The sequence below is a fragment of the Xylanimonas oleitrophica genome (assembly GCF_003244315.1).
In the GTDB taxonomy this organism is placed as follows: domain Bacteria; phylum Actinomycetota; class Actinomycetes; order Actinomycetales; family Cellulomonadaceae; genus Xylanimonas_A; species Xylanimonas_A oleitrophica.
The window spans coordinates 21,574-39,131 of sequence record NZ_QKWH01000009.1; the positions used below are offsets into that span (position 1 = coordinate 21,574).

Genomic DNA, 17,558 nt, shown 5'->3' on the forward strand with positions numbered 1-17,558 from the left:
GTGTCAGCGGACCTGCACGCCCGCCTCACGCATCGCGTCCTTGACCTGCCCCACCGTCAGCTGCCCGAAGTGGAACACGCTCGCGGCCAGCACGGCGTCCGCCCCCGCCCGTGCCGCCTCGACGAAGTGCTCCGGCTTGCCCGCGCCCCCCGACGCGATCAGCGGCACCCGGACCCGGCCACGGACCGCAGCCAGCATCTCCAGGTCGAAGCCCGACTCGGTGCCGTCGGCGTCCATCGAGTTCAGGAGGATCTCCCCCGCCCCCAGGGCGGCCGCACGCTCCGCCCACTCGACGGCGTCGATCCCGGTGCCCCGGCGCCCCCCGTGCGTCGTGACCTCGTACCCCGACTCCGTGCGCACGTCACCCGTCGTCCGCCGGGCGTCCACGGACAACACCAGCACCTGCGACCCGAAGCGGTCGGCGATCTCGCTGACCAGCTCCGGGCGGGCGATCGCCGCCGTGTTGACACCCACCTTGTCGGCCCCGGCCCGCAGCAGACGGTCCACGTCCTCGGCGGTCCGGACGCCGCCACCCACCGTCAGCGGCACGAAGACCTGGTCCGCCGTGCGGCGCACCACGTCGATCATCGTCTCGCGCTCCCCCGACGACGCCGAGACGTCCAGGAAGGTCACCTCGTCGGCGCCCTCCGCGTCGTAGCGGCCGGCGAGCTCGACAGGGTCGCCCGCGTCCCGCAGGTCCGCGAAGTTGACCCCCTTGACGACGCGGCCGGCATCGACGTCGAGGCACGGGATCACCCTGACGGCGACGCTCATCCCTCTTCCTCTCCCTGGTTCTCCTCGGTCACCTGGAAGTGCGCGTCGAGGATGTCGACGACGTAGACCAGGGTCTCCTCCTGCAGCGGGCTCGACGTCCCACCGTATCCGAGCGACGGGGGCACCACGAGCATCACCTGGGACCCCACCGTCTGCTCCAGCAGCCCCTGGTCCCAGCCCTCCACCACCTGGCCGATGCCGATCATGACCGCCTGGACCGCCTCGGGGGTGTCGTCCGAGTCCCAGGTGGTGTCGAACACCTCTCCGTCGCTCCACCGCACGCCGGTGAACCGTACGGTCACCACCTCGCCCACCTCGACCTGGGACCCCGTACCCCGCACGAGCGGCTGCACCACCAGGTCGTCCGGCGGAGGGGTGTCCCGCGGCACCCGGACGTGCGGGCGGCCCGCGGAGTCCCGCTCGACCTGCGGCAGGCCCTCGGCCGGCGTCACCTCGTCACCCGACGCACGCGTCGGCAGCACGTCCACGACCAGCACCAGCGGCACCCCCTGGTCCTCCTCGAGGAACAGCAGGCGTGCCCCCACGCGCTGCCCGGACAGCGCGTCGTACAGGTGCCGGCCCAGGGACGCGACGCTCATCGTGTACCAGGCCGGGGCGTCCAGGTACGTCGACTGCACCACCGACCCGTCGCGGCCGTCCTCCGCGTAGAGGTTCAGCAGGACGGGTCCGCCGTCCTCGAGCGCCAGCCCCGTCCCCGGCCACACCAGGCGCGAGCCGGGCTGCGTGATCGAGAACGGCCGCGGGTAGTCCAGGACGGGCGGCTGGCCCGCCTCGCCGGACACCTGGACCTCCGCCTGCTCCGGGCCCGGGGACGGCGCTCCACGCCCCCCGGGGGAGCACGCCGTCACGACCAGGAGCGGGACCAGCAGCAGGGCGAGCAGACGCAGGCGAAGCACGCGGACGAGTGAATCACATGCTCTCGACGAGCCTGTCCACCCTCTCGTCCACGCTGCGGAAGGGGTCCTTGCACAGCACCGTCCGCTGGGCCTGGTCGTTGAGCTTCAGATGCACCCAGTCCACCGTGTAGTCGCGCCGCGCCTCCTGGGCCGCCCGCACGAAGTCGCCGCGCAGCTTCGCCCGCGTCGTCTGCGGCGGCACCGCCGTCGACTCGAAGATCTCCAGGTCCGTCGTGACCCGCTCGACCATCCCGCGCGCGGCCAGCAGGTTGTACAGGCCCTCCGTGCGGGAGATGTCGTGGTAGGCGAGGTCGAGACGCGCGATGCGGGGGTCGTCCAGCGACAGCCCGTGCTTGGCCTGGTACCGCTCGATCAGCCGCAGCTTGATGACCCAGTCGAGCTCACGCTCCACGAGCGTCAGGTCGCCCGAGGACAGGGCGCGCAGCCCGCGCTCCCACAGGTCCAGGACCTGCTTCGTGGTGGGCGACGGGTCCAGGTGCGAGTCCACGTGGTCGCGCACCCGCTGGAAGTACTCCGCCTGGATGTCGACGGCGGACATCGTGCGCCCGTCGGCGAGCTGCACCGGGTGGGTGCCCGTGCGGTCGTGGCTGATCTCCCGGATGGCCCGGATCGGGTTCTCCAGCGTCAGGTCCCGCATGATCACGCCGGCCTCGACCAGCCGCAGCACCAGGTCCGTGGCCCCCACCTTGAGCATCGTGGTGGGCTCGGCCATCGAGGAGTCGCCCACGATGACGTGCAGGCGGCGGTACGCCTCGGCGTCGGCGTGCGGCTCGTCGCGGGTGTTGATGATGGGCCGGGAGCGCGTCGTGGCCGAGGAGACGGCCTCCCAGATGTGGTCGGCCCGCTGGGACAGGCAGTAGACCGCCCCCCGCGGCGTGGCGAGCACCTTGCCCGCCCCCACCAAGATCTGCCTGGTGATGAGGAACGGCACCAGGATCTCCGACAGCCGCGAGAAGTCACCCTGCCGGCGCACCAGGTAGTTCTCGTGGCAGCCGTAGGAGTTGCCCGCCGAGTCCGTGTTGTTCTTGAACAGGTGCACCGTGCCGGGCAGCCCCTCGTGGACCAGCCGCTGCTGCGCGTCGGCCACCAGGCCCTCGAGGATGCGCTCGCCGCCCTTGTCGTAGGTGACGAGCTGGCGCACGTCGTCGCACTCGGCGGTCGCGTACTCCGGGTGCGAGCCCACGTCCAGGTACAGCCGCGAGCCGTTGCGCAGGAACACGTTCGAGGACCGCCCCCACGCGACGACCTTGCGGAAGAGGTAGCGCGCCACCTCGTCCGCCGACAGCCCCCGCCCGTCCGGCGCGGCGCACGTGACGCCGTACTCGGTCTCGAGGCCGAAGATCCTGCGCTCCATGGCGGCTCCTCCCGTCAGACTTCCTCGGTCAGCCCTCGGACGCCCCGAGCAGCTCGCCCAGCGCAGCACCCTGCAGCCGACGGAACGCCCGTCGCGGCCGGGACCGGTCGAGCACCGCGACCTCCAGCTGTGCCGGCTCGAGAGCGCGCTCGGCCCCCTCGGCCAGCACCTGCCCGTCGCCGCCGACAGCACCGAGCGTCCGGGTCGCCAGGGTCAGCACCTCGCGCAGCGGCATGCCCTCACGCCACCCGCTCGCCAGGCGCGCGCCCAGCTGGTCCGCCTGGCCGCCCATGACGACGTACCCGCGCTCGTCGGCCACCGACCCGTCATAGCTGAGCCGGTACACCTGGTCGTCCGCGGGCGTCGCACCCACCTCCGCGACGACCAGCTCGACCTCGAGCGGCTTGGACTCCGTGGTGAACACCGTGCCCAGCGTCTGGGCGTAGGCGTTCGCCAGACCGCGCGCCGTCACGTCGGCGCGGTCGTAGCTGTAGCCGCGCAGGTCGGCGTACCGCACCCCGGCCACGCGCAGGTTCTCGAACTCGTTGTACTTGCCCACCGCCGCGAACGCGATGCGGTCGTAGATCTCCGAGATCTTGTGCAGCGCGCGCGACGGGTTCTCGGTCGCGAACAGGATGCCGCCCTCGTAGGCCAGCACGACGACGGACCGGCCGCGGGCGATGCCCTTGCGGGCGAAGTCGGCCCGGTCCTTCATCAGCTGCTCGGGCGAGACGTAGAACGGCATGCTCATCGGCGCGCCCCCTCCTCCCGGCGTGCGGCGACCAGCGCCTCGACCACCGGCTCCAGCTCCGCGTCCGGCACCCGGTGGTAGCCGTCGGCCGTCACGGTCGCCACGACCGGCCAGATCCGCCGCACCGTGTCCGGGCCGCCCGTCGCGCTGTCGTCGTCCGCCGCGTCGTACAGCGCCTCGACCGCCACGCGCACCGCGTCGTGGGCGACCAGACCCGGCTTCCACAGCTTCTTCAGCGAGCCACGGGCGAAGATCGAGCCCGACCCCGTGCCGTGGTGGTCGCGCTCCTCGTAGCGCCCGCCCGTCGGGTCGTAGGAGAAGATCCGGCCCACGCCACGGTCCAGGTCGTAGCCCGCGAACAGCGGAACCACCACCAGCCCCTGCATGGCGAGCGGGAGGTTGGCGCGCAGCAGCGTGCCCAGCCGGTTCGCCTTGCCGTCCAGCGACAGCAGCGAGCCCTCGATCTTCTCGTAGTGCTCCAGCTCCAGCTGGAACAGCCGCGCCAGGTCCACGCCGATGCCGGCAGAGCCCGAGATGCCGACCGCCGAGTACTCGTCGGCCGGGAACACCTTCTCGATCTCACGGCTGGCGATCATCGACCCCGCCGTGGCGCGCCGGTCCCCCGCCATGACCACGCCGCCCTCGAACACGAGCGCGACGATGGTGGTGGCGTGCGGGGCCAGGCCCGCCGCGCCCGTGCCCCCCGAGGCCGTCGTGCCGTGCGCCTGACGGCGGCCCGGCAGCAGCTCGGGCGCGTGCTCGCCGAGGAACTCCACGAACGACGAGGACCCGGGGCGCAGGAACGCGTCCGGCAGCCGTCCGGAGGCGCTCATGCCCGTACCCGCTTCGCTGCCCGCACGGCGGCGGCGCAGGTCCCTCGCCGCAGCCCGCGCCCAGCCCGCTCCCTCACTGGCCGCCCTTCTGGACGAAGCCGCGCACGAACTGCTCTGCGTTCGACTCCAGCACGTCGTCGATCTCCTCCAGCAGCGCGTCGACCTCGGCGTCGCGCTCGGAGGCGTCCGCCGCGGCGGGCGCAGGCGCCTGCTCGCCGTCGTCGTCCGGCGTGCGGTCCTCGTGCTGCGGGTTGATGCGTTCCTGACCGGCCATGATCGCCTCCCAGATCCGTCGTCGCGCCACCGTGGTGGCCCACTCGTCACCCTATGCTCACGGCGGCGTGCCGTGCGTCACGGGGTGGGCGTTTCACTCTCCGCGCAGCCCTCTCAGCAGCGCCGCCGCGTCCGGGCTCGCCTCGAGCAGCGCCCCGATGTGCCCCTCGGTGCCCCGCAGCGGGTCGAGCATCGGCACCCGCTGCAGCGCTGCCGCGCCCTCGACGTCGAAGATCACCGAGTCCCAGCTCGCCGCCGAGACCTCGGTGGCGTACCGCGCCATGACCTCCCCGCGGAAGTACGCCCGCGTGTCCGCCGGCGGGTGGTGGACGGCGTGCGCCACGGCGCGCTCGTCCACGAGCCGCTCGACGGCGTCACCCGCCAGGAGCCGGTGGTAGACGCCCCGCTCCGGCCGCACGTCAGACCACTGCAGGTCGAGGGCGTGCAGGCGCGGGTGGTCCCAGTCCAGCCCGTCGCGGCGACGCAACCCCTCGAGCAGGCGGCGCTTGGCCACCCACTCGACCTCACGGGCGCAGGACGCCGGGTCGTCCGCGAGCCGCGAGAGCACCGAGCGCCACCGGTCGAGCACCTGGTACGTCTCCGCGTCGTCCTCGGCCGCCGGGCCCGCGGCGCCGAGCGCCCGCCCGACCAGGTCGGCGTAGGCCTCCTGCACCTGCAGGGCCGTCATCGTGCGCCCGTCGGCCAGCTCCAGCTTGGCCACCAGGTCGAGGTCGCGCGAGACGCGCTGCGTGTCCCCGACCGGGTCGGCCAGCCGCAGCGCCGCCAGCTCGTCGCGGGCCGCGACACCAGCCTCCTCGAGCTCGTCGAGCCGCTCGAGCACCCACAGCACGAGAGAGGTGGTGCCCAGCTTGAGGAACGTGGCGACCTCGAACAGGTTCGCGTCCCCGATGATCAGGTGCAGGCGCCGCCACCGCGTGCGGTCAGCGTGCGGCTCGTCCCGGGTGTTGACGATCGGGCGGCGCAGCGTCGTCTCCAGGCCCACCTCGGCCTCGATGTAGTCGGCGCGCTGCGACATCTGGAACCCCGGCCGGTCCCCGGTCGGGCCCAGGCCCACCCGCCCCGACCCGGCGAACACCTGCCGGGTCACCAGGAACGGCGTGATCAGGTCGGCCAGCACCGTGAACGGCAGCGCCCGGTCCACGAGGTAGTTCTCGTGCGTGCCGTAGCTCGCCCCCTTGCCGTCCACGTTGTTCTTGTAGAGCACCACGCCCCCGCCGTCGGCCCCCGGCAGGGCGGCGAGCTCCCGGGAGGCAGCGAGCATGACGCGCTCGCCCGCCACGTCCCACAGCACCGCGTCGCGCGGCCCCGTCACCTCGGGTGAGGAGTACTCCGGGTGTGCGTGGTCCACGTACAGCCGCGCCCCGTTGGTCAGGATGCAGTTGGCGGCCGACGGGTCGTCGTACTCCTCGACCTCCGGGCGCGCCACCTCTTGCGGCTGCGTCTGGCGCGCACGGCGACCCGCGGGCGTGCCGCTGCCGCCCACCAGCGCCGACGGCGGCCCTGACGGTGCCGAGGGTCCGGCCGGGGCGGGCCGGGACGGGTCGTCGGTGAGCAGCGAGGGGTGGGCCGCCGCGCGCTGGAGGTGGAACCCGCGGGCGTCCGCGAGCGGGTCCTCGTCGTCGTAGTCCCAGCGCGCGGCAGGCCTGCCGCCCGAGCGCGCCACGAGCGCCCGGTAGGTGGTCACCACCTGGCTCGACATGAGCATGGGGTTCGCCGCGGGGCGTCCCGGCTGGAGCACCCCGTACTCGGTCTCGATGCCCATCACGCGTCGCACGGTCACGGCAACGACCCTAGAGGTACTGGCCGGTGCTGGTGACCTGCTCGATCGAGCGCGGCGCCCCGTTCTCGCCCTTCTTCTGGACGATCGAGCGGATGAAGACGATGCGCTCGCCCTTCTTGCCGCTGATGCGCGCCCAGTCGTCCGGGTTCGTCGTGTTCGGCAGGTCCTCGTTCTCCTTGAACTCGTCCACGCACGCCGTCAGCAGGTGGTCCACCCGGATGCCGCGCTGGCCGGTGGCCAGGAAGTCCTTGATGGCCATCTTCTTCGCGCGGTCCACGACGTTCTGGATCATCGCACCGGAGTTGAAGTCCTTGAAGTACAGGACCTCCTTGTCCCCCGAGGCATAGGTGACCTCGAGGAACTGGTTCTCCTCGTCCTCCGCGTACATGCGCTCCACGACCGAGCGGATCATGGCCGAGACCGCGGCCGCGTGGTCGCCGCCGTGCTCCGCGAGGTCGTCCGGGTGGATGGGGAGCTCGGGCGTGAGGTACTTGGCGAAGATCTCTTGCGCGCCCTCGGCGTCGGGTCGCTCGATCTTGATCTTCACGTCCAGGCGGCCCGGGCGCAGGATCGCCGGGTCGATCATGTCCTCACGGTTGGACGCGCCGATGACGATGACGTTGTCCAGCCGCTCGACGCCGTCGATCTCCGCGAGGAGCTGCGGCACGATCGTGGTCTCGACGTCGGACGACAGGCCGGTGCCGCGGGTGCGGAACAGCGACTCCATCTCGTCGAAGAACACCACGACGGGCATGCCCTGCGACGCCTTCTCCCGGGCGCGGGCGAAGATCAGGCGGATGTGGCGCTCCGTCTCGCCCACGTACTTGTTGAGCAGCTCGGGGCCCTTGACGTTGAGGAAGTAGCTGCGCACGCCGGCCTCGGTCCCGTCACCGGCCCCCTGCCCCACCATGCTCGCGAGCGACGCCGCGACGGCCTTGGCGATGAGGGTCTTGCCGCACCCGGGCGGGCCGTACAGCAGCACGCCCTTGGGCGGGCGCAGCCCGTGCTCCCGGAAGAGGCCGGGGTGCGCGAACGGCAGCTCGACGGCGTCCCTGATCGCCTCGATCTGCGGCCCCAGCCCGCCGATGTCCTCGTAGCGGATGTCCGGGACCTCCTCGAGGACGAGCTCCTCGACCTCGGACTTGGGCACGACCTCGAACACGAACCCGCTGCGCACGTCGACCGTCAGGGAGTCGCCGGCACGCAGGGCGTGGTCGCGCACCGAGCCGGCCAGGCGCACCACGCGCTCCTCGTCCGCGCGCCCGACGACGAGGACACGGTCCTCGCCGAGGATCTCCTTGACGGTGACCAGCTCGCCGACGCGCTCGAACCCGCCGGCCTCCACGACCGTCATGGCCTCGTTGAGCTTGACCTCCTGCCCGGGCTGGAGGCCCGAGACGTCGAGGCTCGGGCTCGCGCCGACGTGCATCTTGCGCCCGCCCGAGGAGATGTCCACCGAGCCGTCCTCGTGGGCGCCGAGGAACGTGGCGTAGGTGCCGGGCGGCTTGGCCAGGTCGTCGATCTGCTTCTTCAGCTCGACGATCTGGTCGCGGGCCGCGCGCAGCGCCTCCGCCAGCCGCTCGTTCTTCGCGGCCAGCAGGGCGACCTGGGCGTCGCGGCTCGGACCGGTCGGCTCGGGGTGTGCGGTGCGGTCAGGGTTCACAGGGTTCGCCGGGTTCTCAGCCATGTAGATCCCCTCTCGTGCGGGCCCCGGGAGACGAGCCTCCCGGAAACAGCACCCTATGCACGAACGCCGCGCTCGTGGGGCCCATTCCGCGCCTTCGCCGCCCGTGGCGCCGAGGGTTCACAGCCTCGACACACGCCCGACACGCGGGCGCGTGCGGCGGCGCGGACTCAGCCCTGCGCCCGGCTCGCCCCTGCGGAGCCCCCGTCCGCCTCCGCGCCGGAGCCCTCGGGGGCGTCCGCGTCGGGCGCCCCCGAACCGTCGCCCTGCCCCGTGGCCCGCGCCAGCGCGGCATCGGCCGCCAGCCCCCGCACCACCTTGCGGATCTTCTTGTCCGAGACGGGACGCTGGCCCAGCGCCTCCTCGGTCCACTCGGCGTCCCCGCTCCAGGCGTCGCCGACGTGGGCCTCGGCGGGCACCGCCTCGGCCGGCTCGGCCGTCTCCCGGCCGCCCTCCGCGGGGGCCTCGTTCACCGGGTAGTTGCCCTTGGCGGGGCGCCGCTTGCGCTCGGGCGGCACGACGCCGTCGGCCAGACGGCGCGCGGTGAGCAGGAACCCGGTGTGACCGATCATGCGGTGCTGCGGGCGCACGGCGAGGCCCTCGAGGTGCCAGCCGCGCACCATCGACTCCCAGGCCGACGGCTCGGCGTAGCGCCCGTCGGCGCGCAGGTCCTCGGCCAGGCGGGACAGCTGCGTGGCGGTCGCCACGTAGGCGATGAGGACACCGCCCGGCACGAGCGCGCGGGCGACGGCGTCGAGGTTCTCCCAGGGGGCGAGCATGTCGAGCACCACCCGGTCGACCGAGCCAGGCTCGGCGGCGGTGGGCAGGACGTCGGCCAGGTCACCGACGCTCAGCCGCCACGCGGGGTGCGGGCCGCCGAAGAACGTCTCGACGTTGCCACGGGCCACCTCGGCGAAGTCGGCGCGGCGCTCGATCGAGTGGAGCTCCCCGCCGTCGCCCACGGCACGCAGCAGCGACATGGTCAGCGCACCCGACCCGACGCCGGCTTCCACCACGCGGGCACCGGGGAAGATGTCGGCCATCTGCACGATCTGACCGGCGTCCTTGGGGTAGACGACGGCAGCGCCCCGCGGCATGGACAGGACGTAGTCGCTCAGCAGGGGGCGCAGCGCGAGGTACTCCACGCCGGCGGTGTTGGTCACGACCCAGCCCTCGGGGCGCCCGATGAGCTCGTCGTGCGTGAAGTAGCCCTTGTGGGTGTGGAAGGTCGCCCCGGGCTTGAGGACGATGGTGTGCATGCGGCCGCGCGGGTCGGTCAGCTGCACCTTGTCCCCGACGCGCAGGAGGCCCCGGCGCACGTCGGCGCCCGTGGGGCGGGGCTGGTCGGCACCGGCAGGGCTGGGAGAAGTCACGGCGGAAGAGCCTACCTGCCGCCTCTCAGGGCCTGGGCCACCAGCGCGACGTCGAGCACGCCGGTGGTGCGGCCCTCCTGCGTCACCGGCACCAGGCGTGCGCCGCCCGAGGTGGCGGCGAGGTGGTCGAGAAGTTCGGTGCCGGCGAGCGCGGCGTCCACGGCGGAGCCGGGCGGGAAGGGGACGACGACGGCGTCGACCGGCGTGGTCGCCGCGGCCGCCGGCGGCACGGCCGCCGCGGCCCCGGGGTCCACCCACCCGAGCGGGGCGCCCGCGGCGTCGGTCACGACGACGACGGCGTCCGGGACGCCTGCGACGGCCCGGCCGGCGTCGGACACCGGCGCGCCGGTGACGACCGGCACGGCGGGGCCGGCCAGGGACCCGGCGACGAGGGCGTCGACGACCTCGCGGCGCCTTCCCACCCGCATGGCGTCGCTGGCCCCGGACCACAGGAACGCGCCCACCAGCGCCGACCACATGACCGTGACCCAGCTCGGCGGCACGCCCTGGCTCAACGGCCACAGCAGCGCCCAGCCGAGCACCGCGACGGCCACGGCCCGGCCGAACCATCCGGCCGCCAGGGTGCCCCGCCGCCGCGACCCGGTGACGGCCCACACCACGGCCTCGAGGATCTGCCCGCCGTCGAGCGGCAGGCCCGGCAGCAGGTTGAACAGGCCCACGAACACGTTGGAGAAGAACGCCGCGTACAGCAGCAGCGCGGGCACGGTGGCGCCCGGCGTGAGCTGGAACGCGACCCAGAACGCCACCGCGAGCGCCAGGTTGGTGAGGGGGCCGACGACGGCGACCAGCGCGCCGTCGAGCGGCCGGCGCACCTGGCCGGTGTAGGCGGTGTGCCCGCCCCAGAGCGTGACGGCGAGCTCGGTGACGCGGTGCCCGCGGTTGCGGGCGACGAACGCGTGCGCCGCCTCGTGGCAGAACACGCTCGCGAAGAGCAGGAGCACGAAGGCGAAGGCGACCACCATCACCCCGCCGTCCCCCAGGCCGGGCGCGAAGCTGCGCACCGTCGGGGCGAAGACGACGGTGAGGACGACGGCGGCGAGGAACCACGAGGGCGTCACGATCACGGGGGCGCCGGCCAGCCTGCCGATCACCCAGCCTCGCGACCGCGGCGGGTGCTGAGTCACCGCGGCAGCCTATCGGCGTCCCCTGGGCGTGCGCCGGGCGTGTCGGCGGCGGCGCCTATGGTGGCCCGCATGACCACCACGCAGGAGACGGCGGCGCCGACCGACGAGGCGGGGTCCGTGACGGACCTCGGGGCGGTGCGCGCCCCTCGCCGGCCCGCGCTCTCGCCGTCGCGCGCGGGCGACTTCATGCAGTGCCCGCTGCTGTTCCGCTACCGGGTGGTGGACCGCCTGCCGGAACCGCCGTCCTCGGCCGCCGCCCGTGGAACGCTGGTGCACTCGGTGCTCGAGAGGCTCTACGACGCCCCGCTGGGGCAGCGGACGCGGGAGGCGGCGCTGGCGCTGCTGCCGGGCGAGTGGGACCGCCTGCTGGAGGCGGAGCCGCGCTACGGCGAGCTGTTCGCCCCGGGCGGGGACGCTGCCGGCAGCACGCCGGAGGGCTGGCTGGACGGGGCGGGGCGCCTGCTGGGCACGTACTTCACGCTCGAGGACCCGAACCGGTTGGAGCCCGAGGCGCGGGAGCTGCGGGTGGAGCACCAGCTGGCCGACGGGGGCCCGCTGCTGCGCGGCATCGTCGACCGGCTCGACGTCGCACCGGACGGCGCCCTGCGCGTCGTGGACTACAAGACGGGGAAGTCGCCACGACCGGGCTTCGAGAGCTCGGCGCTGTTCCAGATGCGGTTCTACGGGCTGGTGCTGTGGCGCGAGCGTGGGGTGCTGCCCAAGATGCTCCAGCTCGTCTACCTCGGGGACGGGCAGGTGCTGCGGGCCGAGCCGCACGAGAGGGAGCTCGAGGTCACGGAGCAGAAGGTCCGGTCGGTGTGGCAGGCGGTCGAGCGGGCGGCGCGCACGGGCGAGTTCACGCCGCGGCGCAGCAGGCTGTGCGGCTGGTGCGCGCACCAGGCGGTGTGCCCGGAGTTCGGTGGCACTCCCCCGGCGTTGGACCCGGCGCTGGTGGCGGAGCGCCTGGGCGTCGACGTGGGGACCTCCCCTGCGGGCCGGGAACCTGCCCGGCCGCTCCTGCCGGTGGCCGGCGCCTCCTCGGAGCCCGACGCGTAGCCGGCTGCCGCCTGACGGGCAGCTCCTCCTGCGGCGTCCGGCACCCCCGACGGGCATGGACGGCTCGCACGACCGACGTGCACGGATCTGCATGGACGGATCGAGCGGGCCGTGGTTGCCTGGCGGGGTGACGAAGACGACACCTGCCCGTATGGTCGCCGCCCTCGCCGCGACCGTCCTCCTGACCGGTGCGGTGCCCGTGCTGGCGCCGGCCGACGTCATCACCGGGGCCTCGGCCGCGGCGGCCACACCGCCACCGACCACCTCGACGAGAGCGCCGTCGATGGTGCCCGCACCGGACTGGTTCCCGTGCCCCGAGGCGCCCGCGTACGAGTGCGCCACCGTGCGCGTCCCCACCGACCACGACCGCCCCCACGGCCCGCACACCGCGGTGGCGGTCACCCGCCTGCCGGCCACCGACCCCGCGCAGCGCGAGGGCAGCCTGCTCGTGAACTTCGGCGGCCCGGGCGGAGAGGGCGTCTCGACGCTCCACGCGACGGGCGAGCACCTGTTCGAGCCGGAGGTGCGCGAGCGGTTCGACCTGGTCTCGTTCGACCCCCGCGGCGTCGGCCTGTCCGATCCGGCCACCTGCTTCCGCACCCCCGACGACGAGGCGGCCTTCCTCGCCCGCACCGTCGCGCTGCCCACCGACCAGCGGCAGGCCGGCCGCATGGTCGCCGAGGCCGCGGTGCTCGGGGCGTCCTGCACCCTGTACTCCCACGACCGCCTCGCCTCGGCCTCGTCGGCGAACGTGGCCCGTGACATGGACCTGCTGCGCCAGGCGCTCGGCGACGAGCAGCTCACGTACGTGGGCTACTCCTACGGCACCATCCTGGGCGCCACCTACGCGGCGCTGTACCCGGACCGGGTGCGGGCCATGGTGCTCGACGGCCCGCTCGACCCGCGGGCCTGGTCGGGCGTCGGCAGTCGCGAGGTGATCGGCGTCCGGCTGGGGCAGGCCGAGGGCTTCGAGCGCACGTCCGGCGAGTTCGCCCGGCTCTGTGCGGAGGCGGGGCCGCGGGGCTGCCCGCTCGCAGGGCTCGGCGACCCGGCCACCGTGCTGGAGGACCTCCTGGCGGCGCTCCGCGAGGGCCCGGTGGAGCTGCCGGCCGGCGACGGGTCGACGGTCGAGGTCGGGTACGCCGAGGTCCTGTCCGTGGTCTTCCAGTCGATGTACTCGAGCGCGGCCTGGACGGACCTGTCGGCGCTGCTCGCCGTGCTCGCCGTCGAGGCGGGTGTCGTGCCGCAGGCGCCGCGGACGCTGGCCGCCCCGCGGGGTGCGGGCGAGCTGCTGCGCCGCCTGCTGGGCGCCGAGGACTACGCCGGGTCGGTGGGCAGCAGCCTGGCCACCCTGTGCGCCGACGACGCCGCCGACGTAAGCGTGGCCGACTACCGGCGCCAGGCAGCCGCCCTGGAGGCGGCGCACCCCCACTGGGGGACGCTGCGCGGCTGGACCGGCGTGCACTGCGAGTTCGTGCACGCACGGGACGACGACGCCTACACCGGCCCGTGGGAGCAGCAGGTCGAGGCACCGGTGCTCGTCGTCGGGACCACGTACGACCCGGCCACCGTGTACGAGCACGCGGCCCCGTACGCGGGCCTGTGGCCCGACGCCCGCCTGCTGACGCTGGAGGGCTGGGGCCACACCGTGCCGAGCGTCGGCAGCTCGTGCGCCGACGCCGCCGTGGCCCGCTACCTGGTCGCTCTGGAGGCCGACGACGGCGCGGTGTGCGCGCAGGACACCGCGCCCTTCGGGGACGCGCCGGCGACGTCGCGCACCGCTCCTGCACCGCACCCCGGGGCGGTGCCGTGGACGCCGGGGCTGTGACGCTCTGGTCAGCGCCCGGGCAGCAGAGCGAGCGTGCTCGGCCGGTGGGGCTCAGCGCCGGAGCTCGAGCACCTCACCAGCGGCGATCCGCACGATCGTGCTCACGCCGACGTCGGTCAGCGACGACGCCCGGCTGAGGCCGGGCGCGGGTGCGACGGGCAGCACCGACTCGACGCCCAGCGTGCGGGCGCCGGAGGCCAGGGCCGCGGCGATGCCGGTGGGCGAGTCCTCGATGGCGACGCACCGCTCGACGGCCACCCCGAGACGCTCGGCCGCGGTGAGGTAGGCCTCCGGGTCAGGCTTGCCCCGAGCGACGTCGTCGCCGGCGACGACGGTGACGAACGCGCCGCCGGTCTGCTCGGCGACCACCCGGGCCAGGCGGCGGTAGGACATCGTCACCAGCGCGCACGGCACCCCGGCATCAGCGAGCGCGCTCAGCAGCTCGCGGGCTCCCGGCTGCCACGGCACGTGCTCCTGGGTGCGCGCGACCACCGTCGTCAGAAGGTTGTCGATGATCTCGTCGACGGGAAGGTCGACCCCGGCCTGCTGGAGGATCCGTGCGCTGGCCGGAAGGGCGCTGCCCACCAGCTGCATGGCCTGCTCGTGGGACCAGGTGCCGCCGTGGGCCTCGACCAGGGCGTGCTCGGCCTCGATCCAGTACGGCTCGGTGTCCACCAGGGTGCCGTCCATGTCCCACAGGACGGCGGCGGGCAGCACCTCCTCGGCCGTGGCCTCGGAGGTCGTGGCCTCGGAGGTCGCGGGACGTGCTTCGGGCAGATCGCTCGTCACGGTGTTCAGCAGTCTCTCCCAGGGGCGGGGGCACGGGCAGGGGTCCGCCAGGAGCGTACCGGGCGCCCTCGTCGGGTGAGTGACGCGGACCGTACCTAGGGTCGCCGCATGGCTGCCGACACGACCGCCTCCTTGTGCGTCCTCGCCCCTGAGCCCCTGCTGTCCGTCGAGGTCGAGATCGACCGCCTGCGCGACCCCCAGGGGGAGAGCGACGCGGCAGAGATCCACCTGCACCTGGGCGGCCAGGGGCTCTGGATGGCTCAGATGGCGCGCTCGCTGGGCACCCGCGTGGTGGTGTGCGGTCCGTTCGGCGGCGAGTCGGGCCTGGTGGCCGCGCACCTGGCTCGGGAGGAAGGGCTGGAGCTGCGACCGACGTCGAGCACCGGGGGCGGCGTGCGCGTGCAGGACCGCCGCCAGGGCGGCCCGGAGGAGATCGCGACCATGCCGCCGCGCGCCCTGGACCGCCACGCCGTGGACGACCTGTACGGGACGACGCTCGTCACGGCGCTGGACACGGGCGTGGCGGTGCTCACCGGTGCCCGGCACGAGCTGGCCCTGCCCGCGGACTTCTACGCGCGCCTCACGCACGACCTGGCCGCCGGCGGCGTGGACGTGGTGGCCGACCTGTCCGGGGAGGCCGCCGCCGCGTTCGCCGAGGAGCAGGGCGCCGTGCTCAAGATCAGCCACGAGGAGATGGTGGAGGGCCGGCTGGCGGACGACGACTCCGTGGAGGAGCTGCGCCGTGCCGCCGAGCGGATCGTCTCCTCGGGGCCGCGTGCCGTCGTCGTCTCACGGGCCGACCAGCCCACGCTCCTGGTCACCGCCGGGCGTGCCTACACGGTGACCACCCCGCCCATCACCACCGTGGAGCACCGCGGTGCGGGCGACTCGATGACGGCCGGGATCGCCGTCGGCGTGGCACGGGGGCTCGACCTTCCCGACGCCGTAGGGCTGGGGGCCGCGGCCGGTGCGCTCAACGTGACCCGGCACGGTCTGGGCACCGGCCGCCGGGAGCAGATCGAGGCGTTCGCCCGCCGCGTGACCGTCGCCGAGCTCGACTGAGCCCGGCACTCACCCCCGCACCGACACGACACACCGAGGAGGACCCCATGCTGGCGCTGGTGACCAACGACGACGGGATCGGATCGCCGGGTCTCGGCGTCCTGGCACGGGTCGCCCACGCGGCCGGGTACGACGTCGTCGTCGCAGCACCGGCCGAGGAGTCGTCCGGTGCCTCGGCGGCGCTCCACGGCGCCGAGGTGGACGGGCGCCTGGTGGTGGAGCCTCGCGACCTGCCCGGCGTGCCCGACGGCGTGCGCGTCCTGGCCGTGGCTGCCGACCCCGCGCTCATCGCGTTCTCGGCCGCCTACGGCGCCTTCGGCGACCGGCCCGACGTCGTGCTCTCGGGCGTCAACCGCGGCCCGAACGTGGGCAACGCCATCCTGCACTCGGGCACGGTCGGCGCCGCGCTGTCGGCGACGGCGCTGGGCATCCGGTCCGTCGCGGTGTCGCTCGACGCCGCGGAGCCGCGCCACTGGGAGACGGCGGAGCTCGTCGCCGCGCACGCGCTGGCGTGGTTCCAGGGGGTCGACGCCGGGCAGCGCACCCTGAACATCAACGTCCCGGACGTGCCGGCGGGTGAGCTGCGGGGCCTGCGCCAGGCCCCGCTGGCGAGCTTCGGTGCCGTCCACGCCCGCATCGCGCCCGCCGACGAGGGCAGCAGCACGGGCAGCGGGGACCACGACCGTGACGACCAGTCCGTGGTGCTGCGCTACGAGGGCACCGAGAGGCAGACGGAGCCCGAGTCCGACGCCGGGTTGCTGCAGGCGGGCTGGGCCACCGCGACCCTCCTCCTGGCGCCGTACGCCGACACGTCGCTCGAGGTCCCTCCCCTGTGACCCCGGCCGCACGCGCCCGGTGATCCGGCGGGCGCCCGCACCCAGGTCATAGGCTGGGGAGATGAGTACCCCGGACCCGGACGCCACCGTGCCCGAGCCGTCGCCCGTCGGCCGCCACACCGCGCAGAGCCCCGTGCGCCACACGGTCCTCGTGGCGGCGTTCGAGGGGTGGAACGACGCCGGCGGGGCGGCGACGGCCGCCCTGCAGCACCTCGCGGACGTGTGGGGCGCGCGCAAGATCCACGACCTGGACCCGGAGGAGTACCACGACTTCCAGGTCAACCGCCCGATCGTGAGCACCGACACCGACGGCGTGCGGCGGATCACCTGGCCCACCACCTCCGTGTGGGTGGCCGAGCTGCCGCACCGCACCGTGCTGCTGGTGCACGGCATCGAGCCGTCGATGCGCTGGCGCAGCTACTGCAACGAGCTGCTCGACATCGCGGAGGAGAGCGAGGTCCGCACCGTGGTGACGCTCGGCGCGCTGCTGGCCGACGTGCCGCACACGCGTCCCATCCCGATGACGGCCACGAGCGACAGCGACGGGCTTCGGGCCGTCCTCGACGTCGAGCCCAACACGTACGAGGGCCCCACCGGCATCGTCGGCGTGCTGCAGCACGCGGCGGCCGACCGTGGCCTGCAGTCGGTGTCGCTGTGGGCGGCGGTGCCACACTACGTGGCCAACCCGCCCTCGCCCAAGGCGACGCTCGCGATCCTCGCGCGGGTGGAGGAGCTGCTGGGCGAGCCGGTGCCGCTCGGTGACCTGCCGGAGGACGCCGAGGCGTGGCAGCACGGGGTGGACGAGCTGGCGAGCGAGGACGCCGAGATCCAGGAGTACGTGCAGCAGCTCGAGGAGGCGAAGGACACCGCCGACCTCCCCGAGGCGTCCGGCGAGGCCATCGCGCGGGAGTTCGAGCGCTGGCTGCGCCGGCGCGACACGGGCAAGCCGGACGGGAGCCCGCCCGACAAGCCGTGAGCGGGTCGGGGACGCGGGACGCCGCGGGCCGGAGGGCCCGCGGCGTCCTGCGTCTCAGGGGCCTGCCGGCGCTCCGGGCGCGGGC

At 74.2% G+C, this 17,558-nt stretch carries 16 protein-coding genes; 5 read left to right on the top strand and 11 right to left on the bottom strand.

What is annotated here, in order from left to right; translation table 11 throughout:
• Positions 1-3: 3 nt before the first annotated feature.
• The 10 genes from hisF to DNL40_RS11375 all read right to left on the bottom strand — a co-directional run bounded on the left by hisF (position 4) and on the right by DNL40_RS11375 (position 10,926).
• Positions 4-774 (bottom strand): imidazole glycerol phosphate synthase subunit HisF, encoded by a 771-nt coding sequence (hisF, locus tag DNL40_RS11330; RefSeq protein ID WP_111251375.1) that lies wholly within the window; start codon positions 772-774, stop codon positions 4-6.
• Positions 771-1,691: an FKBP-type peptidyl-prolyl cis-trans isomerase gene (locus DNL40_RS11335; RefSeq protein WP_111251376.1), complete on the bottom strand. Its 921-nt coding sequence runs from the start codon at positions 1,689-1,691 to the stop codon at positions 771-773. The genes hisF and DNL40_RS11335 overlap by 4 nt, the downstream gene beginning before the upstream one ends.
• A 13-nt stretch (positions 1,692-1,704) precedes the next feature.
• Positions 1,705-3,066: a Pup--protein ligase gene (gene pafA / locus DNL40_RS11340; protein WP_111251377.1), complete on the bottom strand. Its 1,362-nt coding sequence runs from the start codon at positions 3,064-3,066 to the stop codon at positions 1,705-1,707.
• A 28-nt stretch (positions 3,067-3,094) separates the two neighbouring features.
• Complete coding sequence (gene prcA / locus DNL40_RS11345) at positions 3,095-3,817, bottom strand: proteasome subunit alpha (RefSeq protein ID WP_111251378.1); 723 nt, start codon at positions 3,815-3,817, stop codon at positions 3,095-3,097.
• On the bottom strand, positions 3,814-4,650 hold the full coding sequence (prcB, locus tag DNL40_RS11350) for a proteasome subunit beta (RefSeq protein WP_111251379.1): 837 nt from the start codon (positions 4,648-4,650) through the stop codon (positions 3,814-3,816). Before prcB ends, prcA begins: the two co-directional genes overlap by 4 nt.
• Before the next feature lie 73 nt (positions 4,651-4,723).
• Positions 4,724-4,924 carry a ubiquitin-like protein Pup gene (locus DNL40_RS11355; RefSeq protein ID WP_111251380.1) on the bottom strand — a complete coding sequence of 67 codons (201 nt, stop codon included), beginning with the start codon at positions 4,922-4,924 and terminating at the stop codon, positions 4,724-4,726.
• 93 nt (positions 4,925-5,017) lie between these two features.
• Positions 5,018-6,706 carry a depupylase/deamidase Dop gene (gene dop, locus DNL40_RS11360; RefSeq protein WP_111251454.1) on the bottom strand — a complete coding sequence of 563 codons (1,689 nt, stop codon included), beginning with the start codon at positions 6,704-6,706 and terminating at the stop codon, positions 5,018-5,020.
• Between the two features lie 28 nt (positions 6,707-6,734).
• Positions 6,735-8,411: a proteasome ATPase gene (arc, locus tag DNL40_RS11365; RefSeq protein ID WP_245885861.1), complete on the bottom strand. Its 1,677-nt coding sequence runs from the start codon at positions 8,409-8,411 to the stop codon at positions 6,735-6,737.
• Between the two features lie 167 nt (positions 8,412-8,578).
• Positions 8,579-9,781, bottom strand: a complete 1,203-nt coding sequence (locus DNL40_RS11370) for a tRNA (adenine-N1)-methyltransferase (RefSeq protein WP_111251381.1) — start codon at positions 9,779-9,781, stop codon at positions 8,579-8,581.
• Positions 9,782-9,792: 11 nt separating this feature from the next.
• Positions 9,793-10,926 (bottom strand): site-2 protease family protein, encoded by a 1,134-nt coding sequence (locus tag DNL40_RS11375; protein WP_245885862.1) that lies wholly within the window; start codon positions 10,924-10,926, stop codon positions 9,793-9,795.
• A 69-nt stretch (positions 10,927-10,995) separates the two neighbouring features.
• Here DNL40_RS11375 and DNL40_RS11380 point away from each other — a divergent pair, with 69 nt between their 5' ends.
• The gene (locus DNL40_RS11380; RefSeq protein WP_111251383.1) at positions 10,996-11,982 is read left to right on the top strand and encodes a RecB family exonuclease; all 987 of its coding nucleotides are present in this window, start codon (positions 10,996-10,998) and stop codon (positions 11,980-11,982) included.
• A gap of 127 nt (positions 11,983-12,109) precedes the next feature.
• Positions 12,110-13,810 (top strand): alpha/beta fold hydrolase, encoded by a 1,701-nt coding sequence (locus DNL40_RS11385; protein ID WP_179951054.1) that lies wholly within the window; start codon positions 12,110-12,112, stop codon positions 13,808-13,810.
• A gap of 51 nt (positions 13,811-13,861) precedes the next feature.
• On the opposite strand, the gene DNL40_RS11390 is transcribed toward DNL40_RS11385, so the two are convergent.
• Complete coding sequence (locus DNL40_RS11390; RefSeq protein WP_245885863.1) at positions 13,862-14,599, bottom strand: HAD family hydrolase; 738 nt, start codon at positions 14,597-14,599, stop codon at positions 13,862-13,864.
• Between the two features lie 108 nt (positions 14,600-14,707).
• Between DNL40_RS11390 and DNL40_RS11395 the strand changes: the two genes are divergently transcribed.
• The 3 genes from DNL40_RS11395 (at position 14,708) to DNL40_RS11405 (ending at position 17,473) form a co-directional block, all read left to right on the top strand.
• Entirely contained in the window at positions 14,708-15,661 is a 954-nt protein-coding gene (locus DNL40_RS11395) for a PfkB family carbohydrate kinase (RefSeq protein ID WP_111251385.1), read from the top strand.
• A 47-nt stretch (positions 15,662-15,708) separates the two neighbouring features.
• Positions 15,709-16,497, top strand: coding sequence for a 5'/3'-nucleotidase SurE (gene surE / locus DNL40_RS11400; protein ID WP_111251386.1), 789 nt, complete (start codon positions 15,709-15,711; stop codon positions 16,495-16,497).
• A 61-nt stretch (positions 16,498-16,558) separates the two neighbouring features.
• The gene (locus DNL40_RS11405) at positions 16,559-17,473 is read left to right on the top strand and encodes a PAC2 family protein (RefSeq protein ID WP_111251387.1); all 915 of its coding nucleotides are present in this window, start codon (positions 16,559-16,561) and stop codon (positions 17,471-17,473) included.
• Positions 17,474-17,558: the final 85 nt, after the last annotated feature.

Bases quoted from the DNA above. Each gene is read 5' to 3' on its own strand.
- surE (WP_111251386.1), top strand. From the start codon at position 15,709: ATGCTGGCGCTGGTGACCAACGACGACGGGATCGGATCGCCGGGTCTC.
- DNL40_RS11380 (WP_111251383.1), top strand. From the start codon at position 10,996: ATGACCACCACGCAGGAGACGGCGGCGCCGACCGACGAGGCGGGGTCC.
- prcB (WP_111251379.1), bottom strand. From the start codon at position 4,650: ATGAGCGCCTCCGGACGGCTGCCGGACGCGTTCCTGCGCCCCGGGTCC.
- DNL40_RS11355 (WP_111251380.1), bottom strand. From the start codon at position 4,924: ATGGCCGGTCAGGAACGCATCAACCCGCAGCACGAGGACCGCACGCCG.
- prcA (WP_111251378.1), bottom strand. From the start codon at position 3,817: ATGAGCATGCCGTTCTACGTCTCGCCCGAGCAGCTGATGAAGGACCGG.
- DNL40_RS11395 (WP_111251385.1), top strand. From the start codon at position 14,708: ATGGCTGCCGACACGACCGCCTCCTTGTGCGTCCTCGCCCCTGAGCCC.
- dop (WP_111251454.1), bottom strand. From the start codon at position 6,706: ATGGGCATCGAGACCGAGTACGGGGTGCTCCAGCCGGGACGCCCCGCG.
- hisF (WP_111251375.1), bottom strand. From the start codon at position 774: ATGAGCGTCGCCGTCAGGGTGATCCCGTGCCTCGACGTCGATGCCGGC.
- arc (WP_245885861.1), bottom strand. From the start codon at position 8,411: ATGGCTGAGAACCCGGCGAACCCTGTGAACCCTGACCGCACCGCACAC.
- DNL40_RS11405 (WP_111251387.1), top strand. From the start codon at position 16,559: ATGAGTACCCCGGACCCGGACGCCACCGTGCCCGAGCCGTCGCCCGTC.
- pafA (WP_111251377.1), bottom strand. From the start codon at position 3,066: ATGGAGCGCAGGATCTTCGGCCTCGAGACCGAGTACGGCGTCACGTGC.